Source organism: Ferroacidibacillus organovorans, from assembly GCF_001516615.1.
Classification (GTDB): domain Bacteria; phylum Bacillota; class Bacilli; order Alicyclobacillales; family SLC66; genus Ferroacidibacillus; species Ferroacidibacillus ferrooxidans_B.
In genome coordinates this window covers 71851-92812 of sequence record NZ_LPVJ01000009.1, presented here as the reverse complement: position 1 = coordinate 92812, position 20962 = coordinate 71851, and the positions used below count along the sequence as shown (strand labels likewise).

At 52.3% G+C, this 20962-nt stretch carries 21 protein-coding genes; 1 reads left to right on the top strand and 20 read right to left on the bottom strand.

Going from position 1 to position 20962, the window contains the following annotated elements:
• Positions 1-11: 11 nt before the first annotated feature.
• The 12 genes from ATW55_RS03425 to hemA all read right to left on the bottom strand — a co-directional run bounded on the left by ATW55_RS03425 (position 12) and on the right by hemA (position 10091).
• Positions 12-902, bottom strand: coding sequence for a pilus assembly protein TadG-related protein (locus ATW55_RS03425; protein ID WP_067712398.1), 891 nt, complete (start codon positions 900-902; stop codon positions 12-14).
• A 5-nt stretch (positions 903-907) separates the two neighbouring features.
• Positions 908-1312 (bottom strand): TadE/TadG family type IV pilus assembly protein, encoded by a 405-nt coding sequence (locus tag ATW55_RS03420; protein ID WP_067712397.1) that lies wholly within the window; start codon positions 1310-1312, stop codon positions 908-910.
• Positions 1285-1770, bottom strand: coding sequence for an A24 family peptidase (locus tag ATW55_RS03415; protein WP_067712396.1), 486 nt, complete (start codon positions 1768-1770; stop codon positions 1285-1287). Before ATW55_RS03415 ends, ATW55_RS03420 begins: the two co-directional genes overlap by 28 nt.
• Before the next feature lie 52 nt (positions 1771-1822).
• Complete coding sequence (locus ATW55_RS03410; RefSeq protein WP_067713074.1) at positions 1823-2002, bottom strand: Flp family type IVb pilin; 180 nt, start codon at positions 2000-2002, stop codon at positions 1823-1825.
• Positions 2003-2183: 181 nt separating this feature from the next.
• Positions 2184-2927 (bottom strand): response regulator, encoded by a 744-nt coding sequence (locus tag ATW55_RS03405; protein ID WP_268753356.1) that lies wholly within the window; start codon positions 2925-2927, stop codon positions 2184-2186.
• 33 nt (positions 2928-2960) lie between these two features.
• The gene (locus tag ATW55_RS03400; protein ID WP_067712393.1) at positions 2961-3584 is read right to left on the bottom strand and encodes a sensor histidine kinase; all 624 of its coding nucleotides are present in this window, start codon (positions 3582-3584) and stop codon (positions 2961-2963) included.
• A gap of 204 nt (positions 3585-3788) precedes the next feature.
• Entirely contained in the window at positions 3789-5102 is a 1314-nt protein-coding gene (hemL, locus tag ATW55_RS03395; RefSeq protein ID WP_082685498.1) for a glutamate-1-semialdehyde 2,1-aminomutase, read from the bottom strand.
• A gap of 16 nt (positions 5103-5118) precedes the next feature.
• Positions 5119-6084, bottom strand: coding sequence for a porphobilinogen synthase (hemB, locus tag ATW55_RS03390; RefSeq protein ID WP_067712391.1), 966 nt, complete (start codon positions 6082-6084; stop codon positions 5119-5121).
• 24 nt (positions 6085-6108) lie between these two features.
• Positions 6109-6855: a uroporphyrinogen-III synthase gene (locus ATW55_RS03385; RefSeq protein ID WP_067712389.1), complete on the bottom strand. Its 747-nt coding sequence runs from the start codon at positions 6853-6855 to the stop codon at positions 6109-6111.
• Between the two features lie 3 nt (positions 6856-6858).
• Entirely contained in the window at positions 6859-7800 is a 942-nt protein-coding gene (gene hemC / locus ATW55_RS03380; protein ID WP_067712382.1) for a hydroxymethylbilane synthase, read from the bottom strand.
• A gap of 37 nt (positions 7801-7837) precedes the next feature.
• Positions 7838-8728 (bottom strand): cytochrome C assembly family protein, encoded by an 891-nt coding sequence (locus ATW55_RS03375; RefSeq protein WP_160327152.1) that lies wholly within the window; start codon positions 8726-8728, stop codon positions 7838-7840.
• Positions 8667-10091, bottom strand: a complete 1425-nt coding sequence (gene hemA, locus ATW55_RS03370; RefSeq protein ID WP_067712375.1) for a glutamyl-tRNA reductase — start codon at positions 10089-10091, stop codon at positions 8667-8669. Before hemA ends, ATW55_RS03375 begins: the two co-directional genes overlap by 62 nt.
• A gap of 206 nt (positions 10092-10297) precedes the next feature.
• On the opposite strand from hemA, the gene ATW55_RS03365 reads away from it, so the two are divergent.
• On the top strand, positions 10298-11230 hold the full coding sequence (locus ATW55_RS03365; protein ID WP_067712369.1) for a DMT family transporter: 933 nt from the start codon (positions 10298-10300) through the stop codon (positions 11228-11230).
• Between the two features lie 22 nt (positions 11231-11252).
• On the opposite strand, the gene yihA is transcribed toward ATW55_RS03365, so the two are convergent.
• The 8 genes from yihA to rph form a co-directional block, all read right to left on the bottom strand.
• Positions 11253-11870, bottom strand: a complete 618-nt coding sequence (yihA, locus tag ATW55_RS03360; protein WP_067712367.1) for a ribosome biogenesis GTP-binding protein YihA/YsxC — start codon at positions 11868-11870, stop codon at positions 11253-11255.
• Positions 11867-14203 (bottom strand): endopeptidase La, encoded by a 2337-nt coding sequence (gene lon / locus ATW55_RS03355; RefSeq protein WP_067712357.1) that lies wholly within the window; start codon positions 14201-14203, stop codon positions 11867-11869. Before lon ends, yihA begins: the two co-directional genes overlap by 4 nt.
• A 134-nt stretch (positions 14204-14337) precedes the next feature.
• Positions 14338-16032, bottom strand: a complete 1695-nt coding sequence (gene lonB, locus ATW55_RS03350) for an ATP-dependent protease LonB (protein ID WP_067712355.1) — start codon at positions 16030-16032, stop codon at positions 14338-14340.
• A gap of 140 nt (positions 16033-16172) precedes the next feature.
• Positions 16173-17453 carry an ATP-dependent protease ATP-binding subunit ClpX gene (gene clpX / locus ATW55_RS03345; RefSeq protein ID WP_067712352.1) on the bottom strand — a complete coding sequence of 427 codons (1281 nt, stop codon included), beginning with the start codon at positions 17451-17453 and terminating at the stop codon, positions 16173-16175.
• Between the two features lie 11 nt (positions 17454-17464).
• On the bottom strand, positions 17465-18055 hold the full coding sequence (clpP, locus tag ATW55_RS03340; RefSeq protein ID WP_067565820.1) for an ATP-dependent Clp endopeptidase proteolytic subunit ClpP: 591 nt from the start codon (positions 18053-18055) through the stop codon (positions 17465-17467).
• 93 nt (positions 18056-18148) lie between these two features.
• The gene (gene tig, locus ATW55_RS03335; RefSeq protein ID WP_067712345.1) at positions 18149-19438 is read right to left on the bottom strand and encodes a trigger factor; all 1290 of its coding nucleotides are present in this window, start codon (positions 19436-19438) and stop codon (positions 18149-18151) included.
• Between the two features lie 155 nt (positions 19439-19593).
• Entirely contained in the window at positions 19594-20196 is a 603-nt protein-coding gene (rdgB, locus tag ATW55_RS03330; RefSeq protein ID WP_235586978.1) for an RdgB/HAM1 family non-canonical purine NTP pyrophosphatase, read from the bottom strand.
• Positions 20193-20945 carry a ribonuclease PH gene (gene rph / locus ATW55_RS03325; RefSeq protein ID WP_067712342.1) on the bottom strand — a complete coding sequence of 251 codons (753 nt, stop codon included), beginning with the start codon at positions 20943-20945 and terminating at the stop codon, positions 20193-20195. The genes rdgB and rph overlap by 4 nt, the downstream gene beginning before the upstream one ends.
• Positions 20946-20962: the final 17 nt, after the last annotated feature.

Genomic DNA, 20962 nt, shown 5'->3' with positions numbered 1-20962 from the left:
TCGCTGCGCCATTACAAATCAAGTCGAACACCGTATAGGCCGAAATTTGGTCCAGAGCCAGTTTCACCTGAGATGACCATCTGCAAAAATCTTCCCTCGATTGTCTGATGCCCCCCCTCTCCTGAAATTCCTTCTAGAAAAAAAGCGGCAAACCCCACTATGGTGACACTTGATCGACCGTTGCTTGGAAAAGCGTTTATCACAGGCAGGATCATGACGCGCGGCGAAGATCGATTTGCCGCAGTATAGTCTTCACCTTCTCCTTCGCTCATCCGAGCATCCATGGCAGTCGCGACAGGCCCCGTCATGACACCCGGCTCACTCTCCACCGAATCCCCAACATGCAGTGTCCCGGAATACCCATACATCATGTTTGTTTCAAGGACACTAGCACCAGTGCCTCCCAACGCGAGAAATCCATAATTGCCTTGCCCTCCTTCACCCGCAGCATAAGACAATTGAACAAGTTGACCATAGTGAAAATTTTGTTGGACGACTCCAATTGGAACAAATCCTGTTCCTCCAATTAAGGTTTGCGCCTGTGCGTGTGAAACTGCAGAGATGGACACCTGATCGACCCCAAAGACACGAGCAAAATAGAGTGGCACACGCTTTTCACTTTGCACGGTAACCATATTCGTTGCGGCATTGAACGTAACAGATCCCAGTGGCTCCCCATTTTGGGTTACATAGCGATCAGCCGTCTGAGTAATCGCAGGAAGTCCGCCTAAAAATGCTGCTGCACCCGCCAAGGCTCCCGCATCCACTGCGTTTGAAAGCGCTTGACGCTCGACATACACCATGCCAAAATCTGTGACAAGACCTGCAAAGCCGAGCAAACTCACGAGAGAAAGTGAAAACAAGACTGCCACATTTCCCTTTTCCTCTCGAAGAATTCGCACAGCGCTCACTCCATTCTCATCGTCGTCTGCGCCGTCAGATTGATCTTTGCAGGGAGAAAAGCAGAAAGAAATGGATCAATCTCGACCGGGTACGAAACAACCACCGTCACAGGATTCCCGGGGATTCGTTCAGCGCTTGCAGGTGAAATTGCAATTGTCAGTTTCCCCGGTATTAAAAAGGGACAGTCACTCACAACCACAGCATCAATCTGCGCATCTGTCGCGCCAAGACTCGCATAGCGTGCCGCATCTCGCGATGCGGCGCTGATCGTGAGCTCACTCCACATAATCCTTCCAAAATCGAAAATCCCGAACAACAACAGAAGAAACAGCGGAATGACAAGCGCAAATTCAACAAGCGCCTGCCCCTTGTCTGAGTCAATCAGCGTGCGAAATCGGTTGCGCACCACAAGAGTGCACCTCCCGTGATGGCAAGCGCATAGGGGATCGTCGGCTTGTTTGATACTGCCGATTCGCGTACAAGCGAATCGGCGGCGATTGGAAATCCTAATCCTTCTGACACACGGGGAAGATCCGCACGAATCACGATCGCAAGAAGCGCACCTGTCACCGCCATCCCGACAAGAACATAGGCCATTCCTGATAGACCGACGGCACATCCTACAGCGCTTAGAAGTTTGACATCGCCAGCCCCAATCCCGCGCATGACGTATGGCACAAACAGCGTACTGAACCCGATCAGCCCGCCTTCTAGCGTTATAAAAATCGGCCGATCCTGAATCATTCCCGTCAAAACAGCCAGAAGTGCGAATCCCCCTGTGAGCCAATTGGGTATCCTCCGCGAGCGAAGATCCGTGACCGAAGCGATCAGACAGGCCGCGATGGTCAAAAAAACTTCAGCATTCAAAGGATTCACCTCATAACCCCAAGGGGATCAACAAACCGTCGCACAGCTACAATCAACTGCCTGATACAGTCGTGCTATTATTGAGAGAGCCAGAGATGCTTTTGAAAATATTTTGAAGTCCTCCGCTCAACAAACCCAAGCCAACAATTGCCGCGATTGCCACAAGCCCGATAATCAACCCATACTCCACAAGTCCCTGCCCCGACTCATCGCGCAAGCAGCGTTTTGCCAAAAAACGCGACACGCTCCGACCATACAACGAGTGAAACGAAGCCGTCTTTGAACCGATTCAACATCTCAGCCAACCCCTTTTCGATTTCTACTTTCTTTTCATGTACTCATCATAAAAGAAAAGAAGAGCCACCCAACAGGGTAAACTCTCCTATCTTTTTTTCATATTGACAATCGAATTCCTAGGAAAAAAGCCCTAGTGTTCCCGCGCTTATAGAAATGTCCTGGGAGAGCGCAAGAACGACCGCCTGGGTCCTTGTCTTAACGCCAAGTTTTTGCAAGATGCTCGTCGTATGGTTGCGCGCCGTTTTCGGTGTGATAAAAAGCCGGGTTGCAATTTCATCGTTCGTGTGACCTTCTGCCATTAAACGCAGGACATCACGCTCGCGCGGTGTAAGTTCCTCAAGCCCTGGCATGAATCGCGTGACAGCAGACATCGCAGCGGACGGGTGTGGCGGTCTCACAGGATAAGATGGACTGTTTTGCTGCTCCTCCCCCCGCACACGATCCATGAGATATGGTAAGAGTCGTTGGTCAATATAGCGTCTGCCAAAAGAAACTTCCCGCACGGCGTGCTTCAACTCTTCACCGTCGCAGTCCTTTAAAAGATACCCGCAAATCCCGGCTCGAATTGCGCGCAAAACCGTATCGCTCGAATCATCATTGCTAACGATCAAAATCGGCGTGTCAATCGACGCGTCGCGCAAAACGCGCGCCACATCCACTCCCGACAAATCGGGTAAACCAATATCTAGGATAAGCACGTCCGTCTCTGCGGCGTGATCCATCATATAGCGAATCGTATCAGAACCATTTTTTGTCGTACCTTGTACACGTATCTCATCGGATATCTGAAACAATGCCATCATACCGCTTACAAATAATCCTTGATCGTCCGCTATGCATACTGAAATTGTAGACGTCAAAGGCCATCACGTCCTTTTATTTTAAGAGGATGTTCAAACCTTTAGCTGGATTCGCACCGTCGTGCCCTTTCCCGGCGCTGTATCAATCGCGACATCCGCCCCGATCAACCTCGCTCTCTCCTGCAAGCCAAGCAGTCCGTAGCGACCGGTAGCCGTACCAGGACTCATCCCGATGCCGTCATCCGCAATCGTCAAGATCAACTCGCTTTCAACGCGCTCAACCCGTATGGCGATCGTCTGTGCCTGCGCATGCTTTCCTGCGTTTGTGATGCATTCTTGTACCATGCGATAGAGCGTGATCGATGCGTCCTCCGAGAGTGCCGGCAGCCCGTCCACGTCAACCGTCACATTTCGCTCAAGGAGATTGACACAGCGTTCACCATACGCGCGAAGTGCACCCGCAAGCCCCACCTCCGCCATCTCAACCGGGCGCAAATCATAGATTAAACGCCGCAACTCTCCCACGGAATTGCGCATCAACTCTTGAATTCGCAGAATTTCTGGCAATACGTGATCAGGTTGATGACGAAGCATCTCCTTGACAACCTCCAGACGCATCGTGAGGTTCGTAAGCATCTGCGCGGGTCCGTCGTGAATGTCGCGAGCAAGCCGACGGCGTTCTTCTTCCATCGCTTCAATCGCAAAACGCGAATTCATGGTTTACAACACCTCCGCCATCAAAAAGCGTCTGCACATCAGCGCAGACGCCCAAAACACCGAGTGAGTTTTCGCTCGCGACAACGATCCCCTCACGTCTCACTCTCGCGTTTCAACGGAATCCATCGTTCGTCTACGTTTGACGAAATTGTAATCCGAGAAGACAAACCTGTCAAACCCTGTCGAATCTTGATCATTCAACGGTCAACAAATCGCGCGCATTGCAGAATCGATCGCATCGCAGGTTGTCGCCAAAACTGTGTCGTCATGCGCAAGCGAGACAAATCCCGCCTCCAAGTGTGACGGCGCCATATAAACACCGCAGTCAAGCAGCGCGTGAAAATAGGATGCATAGCGCGCTTTGTCTGCCTGCGCGGCACTCGCGTAATCAGTGACGGGGTTCTCGGCGAAAAAGCAACCAAACATCCCGCCGACATACGAGCCCTGAACTGGGATACCATAGCGTTTACCCGCGTCGAGAAAGGCTGCGACAAGTTGCGCTGAACACGCTTCAAGCCGCTCGTAAACTCCCTCTTCCGCAAGTGTCTGAAGTGTGGCGAGTCCTGCCGCCACAGCAAGCGGATTCCCGGAGAGCGTACCCGCCTGATAGACGGGTCCTGCCGGCGCAACGAGATCCATAATTTCCTTGCGGCCACCATATGCGCCTACCGGAAGTCCACCGCCGATGACCTTGCCAAGTGTCGTCAAATCAGGCTTTACACCGTAATAACCTTGCGCTCCGCCATAGTGCACGCGAAACCCAGTCATCACCTCATCGAAGATCAGAAGCGATCCGTACGCCTGCGTCACTTCGCGCAATCCCGCTAAAAACCCTTCTTTTGGCAGAACCATTCCCATGTTGCCGCCAACCGGCTCTACAATGACCGCCGCAATCTCTTCGCCAAACTGTGCGAACGCGTCTTTTACCGCCGCAAGATCGTTGTAGGGAAGCGAAATCGTGAGTGCGGCAACTTCCGGAGGCACACCAGGTGAGTCTGGGAGACTGAACGTCGCGACACCTGATCCAGCGCGTATGAGCAGACTGTCTGCATGACCGTGATAGCAGCCGACAAACTTGATGATTTTTTTCCTGCCCGTAAAGCCGCGCGCCAAGCGAAGTGCGCTCATCGTCGCCTCTGTGCCGGAATTGACCATGCGAACGCGTTCCATCGATGGTAGCGCGTCAAGAATCCGTGCGGCGAGATCTGACTCCAATTCTGTCGGCGCCCCAAAACTTGTTCCACGAACCGTTCGCTCGGCAATGGCGCGCACGACTGCTTGGTGCGCATGGCCGAGAATGAGCGGTCCCCACGAAAGGACGTAATCGATGTACCGATTGTCATCGAGATCATACAGATACGGCCCTTCACCGCGCGACATGAATAGCGGGGTCCCCCCGACTGCCCGAAAGGCGCGAACTGGGCTGTTGACCCCACCTGGAATCAGCGTCTGCGCGCGTTTCATCGCATTTTCAGAGCGCGTCGTTTGACGCGCGATGGTTACGGGTTCATCATCCATCAAAGTTCACTCCCTTTTATCTTTGCAAAATACGTGCGACATCCTTTGTAAAATAGGTGATCAGGATATCTGCGCCCGCGCGTGTCAAACTGGTCATCGTCTCCATGACGATCGCCTCTTCATCCACCCATCCGCGCTGCGCCGCCGCCTTGATCATCGCATACTCCCCGCTCACGTGATACGCGGCGAGCGGAACATCATAGCGCTCCTTGAGAGCCCGCACAACATCAAGATACGGCATGGCCGGCTTTACCATCAGCATGTCTGCGCCTTCCGCCAGATCAGACTCTGCCTCGCGAAACGCCTCACGCACATTGGCCGGATCCATCTGATAACTGCGGCGATCCCCAAACGACGGAGCCGAATGCGCCGCCTCGCGAAACGGCCCATAGTACGCTGAAGCGTATTTAACGGAATAGGAGAGAATCGGAATGCTTTGGTAGGACGCCTGATCAAGCGCCTCGCGAATCGCCGCGACGCGCCCGTCCATCATGTCCGATGGCGCAATCAAATCAGCCCCCGCCTGTGCGTGAGAGCGCGCCGTTTTTGCAAGCAGTGACAAACTCTCATCATTGACAATCTCTTCACCGCGCACGATGCCGCAATGGCCGGCCGGATTATAAGCACATAGACAGACATCCGTCGCCACCGCGATCTCTTTGTTCTCTTCTTTAATCGCCCGAATGGCCTTTTGGACGATTCCCTCTTCCGCATACGCCTCCGAACTGAGGTCATCCTTTGTGTGAGGAAGACCGAATAAAAGCACTGAGCGAACCCCAAGCTCCGAGAGTTCATGAATTTCCCTGCGCAACGCGTCAATCGAGAGATGCTCAACCCCCGGCATCGCGTCAACTGCGTCGCGCCCCTCGCCGTGTTTCACAAACAGCGGCAGCATCAATTGGTCTGTACTCAACCGTGTTTCCCGAACCATGGCGCGAATTCCCGGATGATTTCGCAGTCTGCGATGGCGATCAAAGTTCATCCTCTTCATATCCTCCTATACACTTCACGTATTTTTATGCAAAAGTCGCTGCAACGCCGCTATGACAGAGGCACTGTCAGGCGCTCTCGCCTGCTCGTCCACTCGCAAATCATGCGCCCTCATCACCTCAGAGGTCTTTGGGCCGATCGATAGAAACTTTAGGCGGTTTTCAAGCCATCCCCGCAATCGCTCTGTTTGCCAACCTGTCGCGAAAGAAGCAACCGCAGAACCGCTCGCAAATGAGACGACATCAACCCGTCCACGCCGCGCTTCAGTGAGCAGCGCTTCGGATGAAACGGGCTTTGTCTCATAGAGAATCGGCGACACGACCTGATAGCCCAATGCCGTGAGGCGACTTGCCAGTTCCCCATCCGCGAGATTTCCTCGCGGGTACACGATCTGCTCGCCATTCCCGCGCCCAAAACGTTTCTCAATCCAAGCAAAAACACCGTCTGCGCGCTTCGTTTCTGCCTCATGAACCGTAGAGAATCCCGCCATTTTTGCAAGCGCGGACGATGCGCTGCCGACAGTCACGACAGGAATGTGCCGAATCTTGTTTACCAAAGAAACGTTTTGCATCAGAGCGCGAATCGCATTCACACTCGTAAAGATCATCAGAAACGCGCGATCTGGCAAGAGAGCCGCGGTGGGAAGCAGGTGAATCTCGACAAGCGGGAACTGGAGCGGACACCCCCCGGCCCTGCGGATTGCGTCGGACCACGGTGCACTCGATTCAACAGGACGCGTTAGGGCGATGCGCGAACCTTTCATCACTCAAACCTCATAGGTCATTGCGAGCAACCGGTCGCCACCGCCCGCAAGCATGCGTAAGGCCAATTCGCGACCGAGTTCACGCGCATTCTCACCCATCATTGCGCCGCGCAGAACCACGTTGCCACGCGCGTCAGCAAGCATTGCCGCAAGATTCAAGCGAGAAAAAGACGGCGCAGCGTACGCGCCCACCGGAACCTGACAGCTGCCGCCCACCTCTGCCAAAAAGGCTCGCTCTGCCATCACGCAACGCTCTGTCTCGCGATCGTGAATAGCTGCGAGCAACTGAAGCACTTCTGTGTCCTGCTCGCGACACTCGATCGCAAGCGCCCCTTGTCCCGCCGCAGGGACACACTCAAACGGCGTGAGCGGTGTCACATCATACGATACACCCTCCGCCTGAACGCGCTGACCTGATAGCCAGCCCATTCTGTGAATCCCCGCCGCAGCGAGGACGATCGCATCCAAATCCTGCAACTTTCGCAGGCGTGTGTCAATGTTTCCGCGCAGCGGGACAACCTCAAGATCTGGGCGAATTGCCAAAAGTTGCGCGCGCCTGCGAAGAGAACTCGTCCCCACCCGCGCACCCTCCGGAAGATCCCTAAGCGTTTGTCCGTTTTTTGCAATCAAGAGATCACGCGGGTCTTCACGCGGTGGAATCGCGCCAATGACGAGTCCTTGCGCGAGGATTGCCGGGACGTCCTTTGCACTATGTACAGCGATGTCAATCACTCCGTCTTGAAGCGCTTTTTCAATCTCCGAGACGAACAATCCCTTTCCCCCAACCTTGGAAAGGGACACATCAAGAATTTGATCCCCCCGCGTCACGATCTCGACAGTCTCAATCTCAAGATCCGAGCGTTCCTTTTTTAACGCTGCAACGACAGCGCCTGTCTGTGTTGTTGCGAGTTGGCTTCTTCTCGTTCCTACGCGCAATCTTCTCACGTGTGATCCCCCTAACCTTCTGCATGTGACTCTCTTTTTACCAGCGATGAAAAGATGACATAAATTCGCCGATCACCAGAAAGTTCAAAAGGACGCCGACAAAAGAAATCAAGTTAAACCACGCTGCGCGACGGCCACTGATACGTTCGGTGCCGCGCAGCCATAAATAGACAAAATAAAGAAGCAGCAGCAGTCCTGACGCAATCGGCTTCGGATCCAGCCACAAAAAATGGCCGGTTAGCATATCGTACCAGATCGCCCCAACCATCATGCCAATCAACAGGAGGGGCCCCCCGACCAGTGCCGTCCGGTACGCATAGACATCAAGTCTTTGCAGTGCCGGCAGTCTGCGAAACGGCCCACTCGCAAATCTCTTTTTTCGTAAAGCAGCATCCTCAAGAAGATAGAGGACACTAAAAATCGCTGAAACTGAAAAGAGCAGATAGGACAAAATCGACACTGAAATGTGAAGCACCAGCAAATCACCTTGTTGCGGAACTGCCTTCGCCAAGTGCCCGTGTACAATTGCGTCAAAGCCCACAAGCAAAAAGCCGAACAAATTAACAAAGAGTGTAAAAAAATCAATACGCGAGAATATGCTGATCGCAACCGATAAACTGATTAAGAGCCAAGAAAAAAACAGCGTTGCCTGAACATAAGAATAAAGCGGCAACGCATGTTGCGCCAATACGCGTTGACCCAGAAGCAGCGTCTCAAGCACCCATACAAGGCCTAGAATGACCAGACCCACGCGATTCGCGAGTTTGTTGTCACGCAGAAAATCAATAAAAAAGAGCGTAAGGCTCACACCATAACAGCTTAAAATGGCGGCATACGCGTATGGAGATGTCAGTTCGATGAACATCTCACGCCAGCGTCGGTGAAACGCGCGTACGATGCGGTTCACCGGGTTCAGATTTAGCTGCAAGCACGCTCGCTTGCGTCAGTGAGTGTGCTTTGTTCGGCTCTGATGATGCATTCGTCTTTTTCATGAACGACTGATCGACACCAGGCGTCTCATCCGGTAGCGCAGACAGATCAAAGATACGCGCAAACGTTCGCAACGCGTCACCTCCGCCTGGCTCTTTTGCCATCTCTTTGATACTCGCAATCGGATCGCGCAAAAGCTGATTGACAATACTAGACGTATGCTTTCGTAAAATGTCAAGCTGGCGTTCGTCCAGATCGGACAATTTGTGTTGCAGACTCTCCATCACAGAAGCTTGAATGGCTAACGACTTTTCGCGCAGCTCTGCGATCAGCGGCACCACCTGCTGCTCGGCCTGCCACATGGCAAATGTAGCAAGCTCATCCTCAATCATTTGTTCAACTTGCTGCGCCTCGTGGTGCCGCAGCGCGAATCCTTCTGCCACCATCCCTTGCAAATCATCGATATCATAGAGATAAAGGCCATCCATCTGAGCGACGCATGGATCGACGTCCCTTGGCACGGCAATATCAATGATAAAGAGCGGGCGACGTTTTCGGTTGCGAATAGCGGTCGTCAAAAGCGCTTCCGTCAGAACGTACCCTTTTGCTCCCGTTCCACTGATGACAATGTCCGCTTCTGCAAGGGATTCCGCCAACTGTTCCCAAGGGCGCGCAATGCCTGCAAAAGCAGAAGCAAGTGCCTGTGCATTTTCGAGTGTGCGATTGACAACGATAATCTTCGCGACACCATTTGCGCGAAGATGGGTCAGTGTCAATTCGCTCATCTTCCCGGCGCCAATGACCAAAACCGTTTTTCCGCTCATAGTCGAGAACACTTTTTTCGCAAGCGATACAGCCGCATAGCTCACAGAAACAGCCGCCTGTCCAATCATCGTTTCTGTCTGCACACGTTTTCCAAAAGAAATGGCTAAGCGCATGGCGTGATTCATAAGTTGCCCTGTCGTCAAATGGTCCTGTGCGATCAGATACGCATGGCGGACCTGTCCAAGAATCTGCGTTTCGCCGATCACCATGGAATCAAGACCCGATACGACACGCAAAAGATGATCCAACACGCCTCGGTCCTGATAGCGGTTAATCAGTTTCGAAAGTGCCTCGTACTCCATCTCGCCCAAACGCGAGAGATAGCCGATCAGTTTTGCGATGGCAGGCTCTGGTTGCTCGACATGCGCATAAAGCTCCGTGCGATTGCAGGTAGAAAGAAGCACAACCTCATGGATGCCCTGCATCTCGTGAAGTTCAGAGACGAGTACACCAACCTGATCATCAGGGACCGCGAACCGCTCCCGCACTTCCACAGGCGCAGTTCGATAGTTTAGGCTCAGTGCCACAAGACTCACAATGTAACATCTCCAACACGGATTTAACCCGCTATAATCAACAAGATAAAAGCAAGCATGAATTCAAGTTTCCCACGATCCATAATGTATTATAACATCTTGTCGAATTTGATTGTCCAATCAATGTGAACGGTTCTTATCCCTTCTGTGCAAAAGAGTTGACGAGTTGCAAAACGGATGACACAATAGCGCGAGAGGTGAAGGGATTGAACCGCGTTTTGGCTGATTGGGTGCTCGTGCTTGTTACTTTTGTCTGGGGTGCGACGTTTATCGTCGTGCAAGACGCCATTAGGGACATTCCAGTCTTTGCGTTTCTCGCCATACGATTTTTATCGGCGGGCGTCATTCTCCTCTTTGCTGCGCTTCTCCTCAAGCGCGGACAAGCCGCACTGCGAATGATTTCCATGTGGAAAAGCGGTCTCATCCTCGGTTTTTGGCTATTTGCCGGTTACGCCTTTCAGACCCTCGGACTCATGTATACCACGGCTGCAAAGTCAGGGCTTATCACTGGACTCTGTGTCGCGCTCGTCCCGGTTTTTTCCATCTTTCTGCTGCGCCACACTCCCCCGCGCGGCGCATTTATCGGTGTCGGCATTGCGCTAGTCGGTCTATTCTTGCTCTCTGGCATCCGTACAGGCTCTGTAAACATCGGCGATTTGCTTACACTGTTTTGCGCGATTTCCTTTGCGATTCAAATTGTTTTAATGGCAAAGCACGCGCGCGAGAACGATCCGCTCGCGCTGGCCGCCGTGCAAATTCTGTTTGTAGGCATACTGAGCGAAATCTCGTCGCTTTTGTTGCGCGAATCCCCCCAGCGCATCACCGCTTCACTCTCCGTACCAACCGTTTGGATCGCCCTGTTGATCTGCTCACTTCTCGCCACTGTCATCGCCTATTTTGCCCAGGCTGCGTTTCAACGGTACACCACAGCGACAAAAACTGCGCTCATCTTTTCACTGGAACCCGTGTTTGCAGCGCTCGTCGCCGTCTGGTATGGCGGAGAGTCGTTGACGCTCACTTCCATTTTTGGCGGTATCCTGATCGTCGCAGGCATGTTGACCGCAGAGTTTTCAGGCCAGGAACGCGCGCAATCCCGAAAAAAACGCGACACTCACTCTGGCAACAAAACCTCGCTTTGAGTGTGTGTCACTGTGCGTTTGATTATAAAAAATCCTCAGTGTCACACTCCGCTTTGACCAGACGCCCTTCTACATGCTCCCACAATGCCTCTATGCCATACCCCGAATCGGCTGACGTGAGAAAGATCGGATGCGTCGCTTCCAAGTGCAGGTCCTTTCGAATGAGCTGAAGCTGTCGGGCATACGCGCCGCGCGCTATTTTATCAGCCTTCGTTGTTGCAATCACGTGACGTTCATAAAAGATGGACTGTAAATAGGCGGAGACTTCCCGATCAAGCGCGCTTGGCGGATGCCTTATGTCTATCAATTGAATGACCCAGACGAGCGTCTCCCGATCTGTGAGGTATCCTTCAATCATAGGGCCAAACTCACTGCGCAATGATTTTCTCACATTGGCATACCCGTAGCCCGGAAGATCAACCAGACGAAAGGTCTGGTTGATGTCATAGAAATTGAGCGTCTGCGTCTTGCCAGGCGTCGCTGAGGTACGCGCGAGCCTGCGGCGGTTTAGCATGCGGTTGATGAGGGATGACTTCCCGACATTTGAACGTCCGACCATCGCCATTTCCGGGCGGTCTGCATCTGGAAACTGATCTTTGGTTACGGCTGATGTGAGAAATTCTGCTGATTTGATGATCATGTTTTTATCTGATCCCGCAGCGCGTTTTCAAGCACTTGATCCATATGCTCTACGAACACAAGATGGAGGTGTTGACGAACCGTCTCCGGAATATCCTCCATATCTTTTGCATTGTCACGCGGCAATAGCACCGTCTTTATCCCGGCGCGATGGGCGCTCAAACATTTCTCCTTCACTCCGCCGATGGGTAAAACGCGCCCGCGAAGTGTAATCTCGCCCGTCATGGCGACATCCCGGCGAATCGCCCTTCCAGTAAGCGCAGAAGCAAGCGCCGTTGCCAGCGTAATCCCCGCAGATGGGCCATCCTTAGGAATTGCGCCTTCTGGAACGTGGATATGGATATCGTGATTTTCAATAAAATCATCAGGTATGGAGAGCTCGCGCGCACGCGAACGCACATAAGAAAGTGCTGCCTGGGCTGACTCTTTCATCACGTCCCCCAACTGCCCTGTGATTGTGAGCTTCCCTTTACCTAAAACCACAGACACCTCGATGGCGAGCGTGTCACCACCAGCCTCAGTCCACGCTAAACCTGTCGCGACACCAACCTGGTCCTCTGCCTCAGCCATTCCGTAGCGGAATCGCGCAGGTCCAAGATAGGTTGGCAGTGTCTTGAGCGAGACGACGACCCGTTTTTTTTCGCCTGATACGATAATTTTTGCCGCCTTGCGGCAAAGCGCTGCGATCTGCCGCTCAAGATTCCGAACGCCCGCTTCTCGCGTGTACTCGCGAATCAATTTCAGCATCGTTTCTTCACTGACTGCGAGCCGCTCCTTTGTGAGACCATGCGCTTTGCGCTGCTTTGGCAACAGATAGTCCATCGCGATGCGAAGTTTCTCTACCTCCGTATAGCCTGACACATAAATCGTTTCCATGCGATCAAGAAGCGGCTGCGGAATCCCGTGCACGCCATTGGCGGTCGTGATGAACATGACGTTTGACAGATCGTAAGGCAACTCTATGTAGTGATCGCTAAACGTGCTGTTTTGCTCGGGATCGAGTACCTCAAGCATCGCAGAAGCGGGATCCCCCCGAAAATCGCTCGCCATTTTGTCGATCTCATCAAGTAAAAATACCGGATTTTTGACACTCGCCGTTTTCATGCCCTGAATCAAACGCCCGGGAAGCGCGCCTATGTATGTACGACGATGTCCACGAATCTCTGCCTCGTCGCGAACGCCGCCCAGTGAGATGCGCACAAATTTGCGTCCGAGTGCGCGCGCAACAGACTTTGCGAGCGAGGTTTTCCCGACACCCGGCGGTCCAACGAGGCAGAGAATGGGGCCGCGATGCACCTCGACAAGTGTTTTGACAGCAAGGTATTCAATAATGCGCTCTTTAACCTTCTCAAGTCCGTAATGATCCTCATCCAACACCTTTTGCGCGTGCGAAAGATCGATGTCCGACGGAGTTTCATTTGTCCAAGGAATTCCCATGAGCCAGTCCACATACGTCCGCACGACAGATCCTTCTGCCGAAGAAGGTGGAATGCGCTCCAGGCGGTCCAGTTCCTTTTCTACGCGCTCAAGCACCGCTTCCGGCAGTTGTAGCATTGCTAACTGATCGCGCAGTTCTTCTACTTCGCCTGTGCGCCCCTCCTTTTCACCAAGCTCTTTTTGAATCGCCTTCATCTGTTCGCGCAAATAATACTCTTTTTGTGTACGCTCCATCTGTTTGCGCACGCGTTGACCAATCTTTTTTTCCAGTTCGAGAATTTCCCGCTCATCCGACAAAATTTGAAGGAGCAATTCAATGCGCGTCTTGACATCCGTCGCCTCAAGGATCGTCTGTTTGTCGCGAATTTTTAAAGACAAGTTCGCGGCGATCGCATCCGCCATTCTCCCTGGATCTTCAAGATCAGAGACAGCTGCGTGAATTTCTGGAGAATGTTTTTTCGATATCTTCAAGTACTGTTCAAACTGCTGCGACAGCGCACGAACAAGCGCATCAATCTCAGGTGTTCGAACCGTCTCTTCTTCCATCTCGCGCACCTGCACGCGAAACAAGTCATCCGTATTCTCAAAAGAAAGAATTTCAGCGCGTTTAATCCCTTCTACAAGTACGCGAATCGTACCGTTAGGAAGTTTGATCATTTGCTTGATGCGCGCCAGCGTACCTATGCTAAAGATGCCATCTGCGTCCGGCTCATCTTCTTGGGAATCCTTCTGCGTTGCCAACAAAAGGATGTGATCCTCAACCATTGCGCGATCAAGCGCCCGTACGGATCGCTCTCGTCCCACGTCAAGGTGCAATACCATGGCGGGAAACACCAAGAGTCCTCGCAATGGAAGCAGGGGAACGATGCGTTCGTCCGTGTCGTCTGCACTCGCCATCAGGCTCACTCCTAGGTCAGTGTCAAAGAGCATTGTAACGAATGATTCTTCGAAAGTCTAACGACGCCTATGCAAAGAGGGATGGACAGCCTTTGCGGCCTGTCCATCCCGACAATTTTGCAATGTATTTCAAATCACAAGTGGGCTGACGCGCCTCCCGCGGGAAACGATGCGCGAGCGCTGCCAGTTGTTGCGCGAAGACCGGATGTGCCCGATTGATACAGCGCGTGAATAAGTGCGTCTGCCACTGTATCCACAGGAATCACTTCAATATCTTCAGTGTGCAGGCGAGCCTGATCATTCTCGCGCGGGATCAAAACCTTTTTGACACCACTCTGCCTTGCCGCCTCGACTTTTGCGATCACACCTCCAACCGGGCGAACCGCGCCGTGCAGGGTAACCTCTCCTGTCATCGCGACCGTATTGTCAACAGGAATTCCCGTGATCGCACTGTAAATGGCCACCGCCATTGTGACGCCAGCCGACGGACCGTCGATGGGTACGCCACCGGGAAAATTGACATGCACATCGTAGTCGGCGAGTGACACGGGCAAAATCTTCCGAAGTGCTGTCCGCACATTGTCGATGGAGGAGCGAGCCATGCTTTGCCGGCGCATCACACGTCCACCGCCGCCAAGTTCCTCCTCGTCAACGACGCCCGTCACTGAGAGCGTACCACGACCTTTATGTGCGGCGTTTGCCGCCGTGGCTTCAACTTCCAATAAAACACCTGATGTCGGACCAAATACAGCCAATCCGTTCACCAAACCAACTTGTGGTTCGCTCGGGATCCTGCGTTCTGGACGTGGAGGCAGTTGACTCGAGTGGACAACCCACTCAATATCCTCCACCGTGATTTCTGATCTTTTTTCTGTCAATACGGCGCCCGCCGCGAGTTGCACCATGTTAATCGCTTCTCGTCCGTTCGTCGCGTGACGTGTCACGACATCGACAGCCTCGTCTTCGATGCGCAGCGGAATCTTATCTGCGCCGCGCTTTACGATGATGTGCACCTCATCTTTCGTGAGCGGTTGAAAGAAGACCTCCAGACATCGCGAGCGAATCGCCGGAGGGATTTCCTGTGGACTGCGCGTAGTCGCGCCAACCAGACGAAAATCTGCGGGCAGTCCATTTTGAAACATATCATGAATGTGAAGCGGGATGTTTTGATCGTCCGGACTATAGTAGACGCTCTCAAAATTCACACGACGATCCTCAAGAACTTTTAGCAACTTGTTCATCTGTATCGGGTGGAGTTCACCAATCTCATCAATAAACAACACCCCACCGTGCGCCTTTGAAACCGCACCTGATTTTGGTTGCGGAATACCAGCAATCCCCATCGCTCCGGCACCTTGATAAATCGGGTCGTGAACAGAGCCAATCAAAGGATCTGCAATGCCGCGCTCATCAAATCTGGCTGTCGTCGCATCAATTTCAAAAAAAACGGCATCCATAGCAAACGGAGAGCCAGGCGTGCGCTTCGCTTCTTCTAAAACAACACGCGCCGCAGCCGTCTTCCCGACACCGGGCGGCCCATAAATCAGAACATGCTGCGGATTGGGACCGCAAAGTGCGGCTCGCAATGCGCGAATACCATCCGCCTGCCCTACCAAATCTTGAAAAGAGTGCGGCCGTGCGCGCTCAGACAATGGTTCCGTGAGTGCAATCGCCCGCATCTTGCGAAGCTTCTCAAGCTCTCTCGTTGAGTCTCGATCTATCGTGACACGATGACTTTGTTGCACCCGCAACTGATTAAAAAAGTACATCCCCACAATCCCCGCAAACAGCACCTGCACAATCGCAAGTATCATCATCGTTGCATTCATCCGTTTCCTCCTCGCCTCGACAGGTAAAATATGGTGCCAACGGCACACCCTGTCCATCTTCATTCTTGCCAGCGGGAGAGCGGAATAAACAAAAAAGTCCGCCAAAAGGCGGACGATTGATACAACATGAAAGAGTTAGTTTACGCAGTCTCTTCCTTTTTCTTTTTTTTACTTTTGTCAGTGACTGGCCCCGAATCAAGAACGAGAACCGGTTCCTCGCGATGCACGACGGTATCACGCGTAACTATGCATTTTTTCACATCCGTACGCGTAGGCAAATCGTACATTACATCTAGCATGATACCTTCGATGATCGCTCGCAAACCCCGCGCCCCCGTGTTTCTTTTGATCGCCTCAATCGCGATTTCAGAGAGCGCTTCGTCCGAAAATTCAAGCTCAACGGAATCCATATCAAGCAATCGCTGGTACTGTTTGACAAGCGCATTTTTGGGTTCTGTCAAGATTTGCTTGAGGGCTGCCTCATCGAGTGCCTCAAGCGTCGTAATGACAGGCAAGCGACCCACAAATTCCGGGATCAAGCCAAACTTCAGGAGGTCTTCAGGCAACACCTTGGACAGAATCGCCTGATCAGCCACCGCCTGGCGCGACTCTTCAGACGTGCCAAAGCCGATCACTTTTTTGCCCAATCTGCGCTTGATCAACGCATCCATGCCGTCAAACGCGCCTCCGCAGATAAACAACACATTGCTTGTGTCAATTTGAATAAACTCTTGGTGCGGGTGTTTGCGGCCACCTTGCGGAGGTACGCTTGCAACAGTGCCTTCAAGGATCTTGAGAAGGGCCTGTTGCACGCCTTCACCGGAGACATCACGTGTAATCGACGGATTTTCGCTCTTTCGCGCAATTTTGTCGATCTCATCGATGTAGATGATACCTCGTTCGGCTTTTTCAACGTCGTAGTCAGCCGCTTGAATCAACTTCAAGAGAATGTTCTCGACGTCTTCACCCACGTAACCAGCCTCTGTAAGCGATGTGGCATCGGCGATCGCAAAAGGAACGTTTAAAATTCGCGCAAGTGTCTGTGCGAGAAGCGTTTTGCCAGATCCAGTCGGACCAATCAGAAGAATGTTGCTCTTGGACAATTCCACATCATCGTTTTTTGTCCCTGTATTGATCCGCTTGTAGTGGTTGTAAACGGCCACAGCCAGTGATTTTTTGGCGCGCTCTTGACCAATCACATACGAGTCAAGAATCGCCTTAATCTCAATCGGCTTGGGAACGTCTTTTAGTTCAAACTCTTCTTCGTCGCCCAGTTCTTCTTCGACGATCTCATTGCACAACTCGATGCATTCATCACAGATATACACACCAGGTCCAGCAACAAGCTTGCGCACCTGATCTTGCGTTTTTCCACAGAACGAGCATTTGAGTTGACCCTTGTCGTCGTTAAATTTAAACACGCCTTTCCCCCCTATCTTGCGTTCGGACGCAAGACCACCTCATCGATGAGCCCGTACGCTTTAGCTTCTTCTGCACTCATCCAATTATCGCGATCGGTATCAAGCTCAATCTGCGACAGAGGTTGTCCTGTTCGTTCAGCGTAGATAAGGTTCAATTTGTTTCTTGTTTTAAGAATCCACTCGGCGTGGATTTTTATGTCTGACGCCTGACCACGCACACCACCGAGCGGTTGGTGAATCATGATTTCACTGTTTGGAAGCGCAAACCGTTTCCCTTTGGCGCCTGCCGTCAAAAGAAGCGATCCCATGCTCGCCGCAAGTCCGACACAAATGGTCGACACATCCGGTTTAATGTATTGCATGGTGTCAAAGATCGCCATCCCCGCCGTGACAGAACCGCCTGGACTGTTAATGTAGATACTGATATCCTTGTCGGAATCTTCAGAGGCCAGAAAGAGCAACTGCGCAACGACAGAGTTCGCGACAAAGTCGTCAATCGGCGTGCCGATAAAAATAATCCGATCCTTCAAGAGTCTCGAATAAATATCATACGCACGCTCGCCGCGGTTGGTCTGTTCAATGACCATAGGCACAAGGTTCATCATATGACCTCCAATTTCCCGACCAGTGGATAGTGTGAAAAGAGGGCTGTGCTAAAGCTTCACCCTCTGGCATCTTCTTTATTCTACACAATTTTACGCCTTGACGCCATGTTCAACGAGAAAGCGGATCGCATTTCTCATCTGCAGATCGGCGCGCAAATTGATAAATCCCGGGTCGCGCGCAAGAAAAATTTCCTTGACACGCTCAAAAGGAAGTCCTGATGTGTCAGCCAGCTTTTGCAGTTCAAGATCGACCGCCTCATCCGAAACTTCGATTCCCTCCGCTTTGGCAACCGCCTCGATCACGAGGGATGTTTTTACGCGGCGTTTCGCATCTTCCATGAACTGGGATCGCAACTCTTCCGTTGTCGCACCCGTAAATTCTTTATAAGCGTCAAGCGGAATGCCTTGCTGGGCGAGACGTTGTCCAAACTCATTCAACTGCGCGTCAATCTCTTGTTCGATCATGACATGGGGAATTTCCAGCGTGGCACCCGCCACCACTTTTTCGATGATCTCATTCTCAATCTCATGTTCGCGTTCATGCGCGCGCTGGTGCTCCAAATTCTCAACAACTGATTTTTTGTACTCCTCAAACGTCTCGAACTCACTGACATCTTTTGCAAACTCATCATCGAGATCCGGCAAGACACGACGCTTGATCTCGTGAAGTTTCACATGAAAAATCGCCTTTTGTCCGGCCAACGTTTTCACGTGATACTCTTCAGGGAACGTGATTTCGATATCGCGCTCCTCTCCGAGCGCAAGCCCGATCAGTTGATCCTCAAATCCCGGGACAAACGTTTTCGATCCGATCTCCAACTGATAGTTTTCGGCTTCTCCACCTTCAAACACTTCCCCGTCAACCGTCCCGCGAAAATCAATCGTGACGCTGTCGCCATCTTCAATTTGGCCCTCTTCGATATTGCGCAGCTCCGCATGCGATTTTTGAATCTTCGCCAGCTCTTCAGCGATTTCTTCTTCTGTAACCTCGGTTGATTTCTCTTCGTATGAAATGCCCTTGTATTCACCGAGTGTAACTTCGGGGCGCACTGTCACGGTCGCTTTAAACAACAGCGGTTTTCCCGCTTCCATTTGTGTGATGTCAATCTGTGGACGATCCACTGGATCGAGCTCTTGTTCGAGCACCGCCTCCGAGTAGGCTTCAGGAAGAAGAAGATCAAGTGCCTCCTGATAGAGACTCTCTACGCCAAAACGGCGTTCAAAAATTTTGCGAGGCACTTTACCTTTGCGAAAGCCAGGGACGTTTACGTCACGCACAACTTTTTTGAACGCGCGTTCAAGCGCCTCTGCAACGCGCGACTCATCGACCTCAATCTCGAGAACACCGACATTCACATCCGTTTTTTCCCACTTTGCCATTTCCATAAACCTCCATACCCTATCTAAAGCGTGGATTCCGCGCCTTCTTTATGTAAATTCGCGTGGCGCTCAGCATTTCAAAGCCATTCGCTTCTCAGACTGCATATACCGATCTATTATACGGTGTGATACACCGCTTTGGCAAATAGAACAGCCTATCTCTCATTCTGCATATGCTCCATCTTTTTGATAAGCGATTGCAATGCGCGAGCGCGATGACTTACACTTGCCTTTTTTTCACGCGAAACCTCAGCGAACGTCATTTCCCACGCTGGAAACCAAAAGAGTGAGTCATAGCCAAAGCCGCGCTCCCCCTTCGGATGATCAAGGATGAAACCGCTGCATTCGCCCTCTGCCTCAATCATCTGTCCATGCGGGTCAACGAGCACAAGCGCGCACACAAAGCGAGCCGTTCGCTCCTTTTGCAAAACCGATTTCATGCGTTCCAAAACGAGCAATCGGTTGGCTTCATCCGTTGCCCCATCGCCTGCATAACGCGCTGACCGCACACCAGGTTCACCGCCGAGCGCGTCAATGACTAACCCCGAGTCGTCTGCAAGTGTCAGGCGTCCAGTCTCACGCGCAACCGCACATGCTTTGATGCGGGCGTTATCCAAAAATGTCGCACCAGTTTCCTCCGGCATCACAAACCCGTGTGGCAAGGCGTCAACGCGCGCAAAGCAGCACGACAATAGCTCGGCGAATTCTGCGTGCTTCCCTTCATTGGTTGTGGCGAGCAAAATTTTTTCGCGCATCATTGTAACGCACCCGCCGCCGTGATCCACCCGTTCCACTCACCAAAGACCGCTTTTTGCTGTAAGACAAGGCTTGCAATCCCACGCTCTGCGGTATCGAGCATCTCAGAGAGTTGTGCACGCGAAAATACGGCTGATTCCCCCGTACCCTGTAACTCGACGAGCTCACCGCGCCCTGTCATTACGACGTTGCAGTCGACTTCCGCCTTCGAATCTTCCGCATAACACAAATCAAGCGCCACATTGCCCTCAACAATACCGACACTGGTTGCCGCCAAATAATCTTTAACTGGGAACTTTTTGATTGCCCCACGCTTTTTCAGTGTGGCCAGCGCCTCGACGACTGCGACAAATGACCCGGTGATCGCGGCTGTACGCGTCCCACCGTCCGCTTGAATCACATCACAGTCAATCCAAAGCGTGCGTTCTCCGAGGTCCTTTAGATCGATGACCGCCCGCAGTGAACGGCCAATCAAGCGCTGAATCTCCATCGTGCGGCCTGAAAGCCTGCCCTTTTGCGCCTCGCGCTGTGTGCGCGTATCCGTCGCACGCGGAATCATCGCATACTCCGCCGTGATCCACCCCTGGCCCTGCCCGCGCAAAAACGGAGGAACCTTATCCTCCACGGAGACAGTGCAAATGACCTTGGTATCCCCTGTTTCCATCAACACGGAACCCTCTGCATGTTTAATAAAGTGCTTTGTAATCGCAATCGGTCTCAATTCATCCGCGCGACGCCCATCGATTCGCATCATTAAACCCCCAAGAC

Excerpts from the sequence above, each read along its gene's own strand:
- clpP (WP_067565820.1), bottom strand. The coding sequence starts at position 18,055 with ATGAACCTTGTGCCTATGGTCATTGAACAGACCAACCGCGGCGAGCGT.
- lon (WP_067712357.1), bottom strand. The coding sequence starts at position 14,203 with ATGGCGAGTGCAGACGACACGGACGAACGCATCGTTCCCCTGCTTCCA.
- rph (WP_067712342.1), bottom strand. The coding sequence starts at position 20,945 with ATGCGAATCGATGGGCGTCGCGCGGATGAATTGAGACCGATTGCGATT.
- lonB (WP_067712355.1), bottom strand. The coding sequence starts at position 16,032 with ATGAATGCAACGATGATGATACTTGCGATTGTGCAGGTGCTGTTTGCG.
- ATW55_RS03385 (WP_067712389.1), bottom strand. The coding sequence starts at position 6,855 with ATGAAAGGTTCGCGCATCGCCCTAACGCGTCCTGTTGAATCGAGTGCA.
- yihA (WP_067712367.1), bottom strand. The coding sequence starts at position 11,870 with ATGATCATCAAATCAGCAGAATTTCTCACATCAGCCGTAACCAAAGAT.
- tig (WP_067712345.1), bottom strand. The coding sequence starts at position 19,438 with ATGGCAAAGTGGGAAAAAACGGATGTGAATGTCGGTGTTCTCGAGATT.
- rdgB (WP_235586978.1), bottom strand. The coding sequence starts at position 20,196 with ATGATGCGCGAAAAAATTTTGCTCGCCACAACCAATGAAGGGAAGCAC.
- ATW55_RS03400 (WP_067712393.1), bottom strand. The coding sequence starts at position 3,584 with ATGAATTCGCGTTTTGCGATTGAAGCGATGGAAGAAGAACGCCGTCGG.
- hemL (WP_082685498.1), bottom strand. The coding sequence starts at position 5,102 with ATGGATGATGAACCCGTAACCATCGCGCGTCAAACGACGCGCTCTGAA.
- hemB (WP_067712391.1), bottom strand. The coding sequence starts at position 6,084 with ATGAACTTTGATCGCCATCGCAGACTGCGAAATCATCCGGGAATTCGC.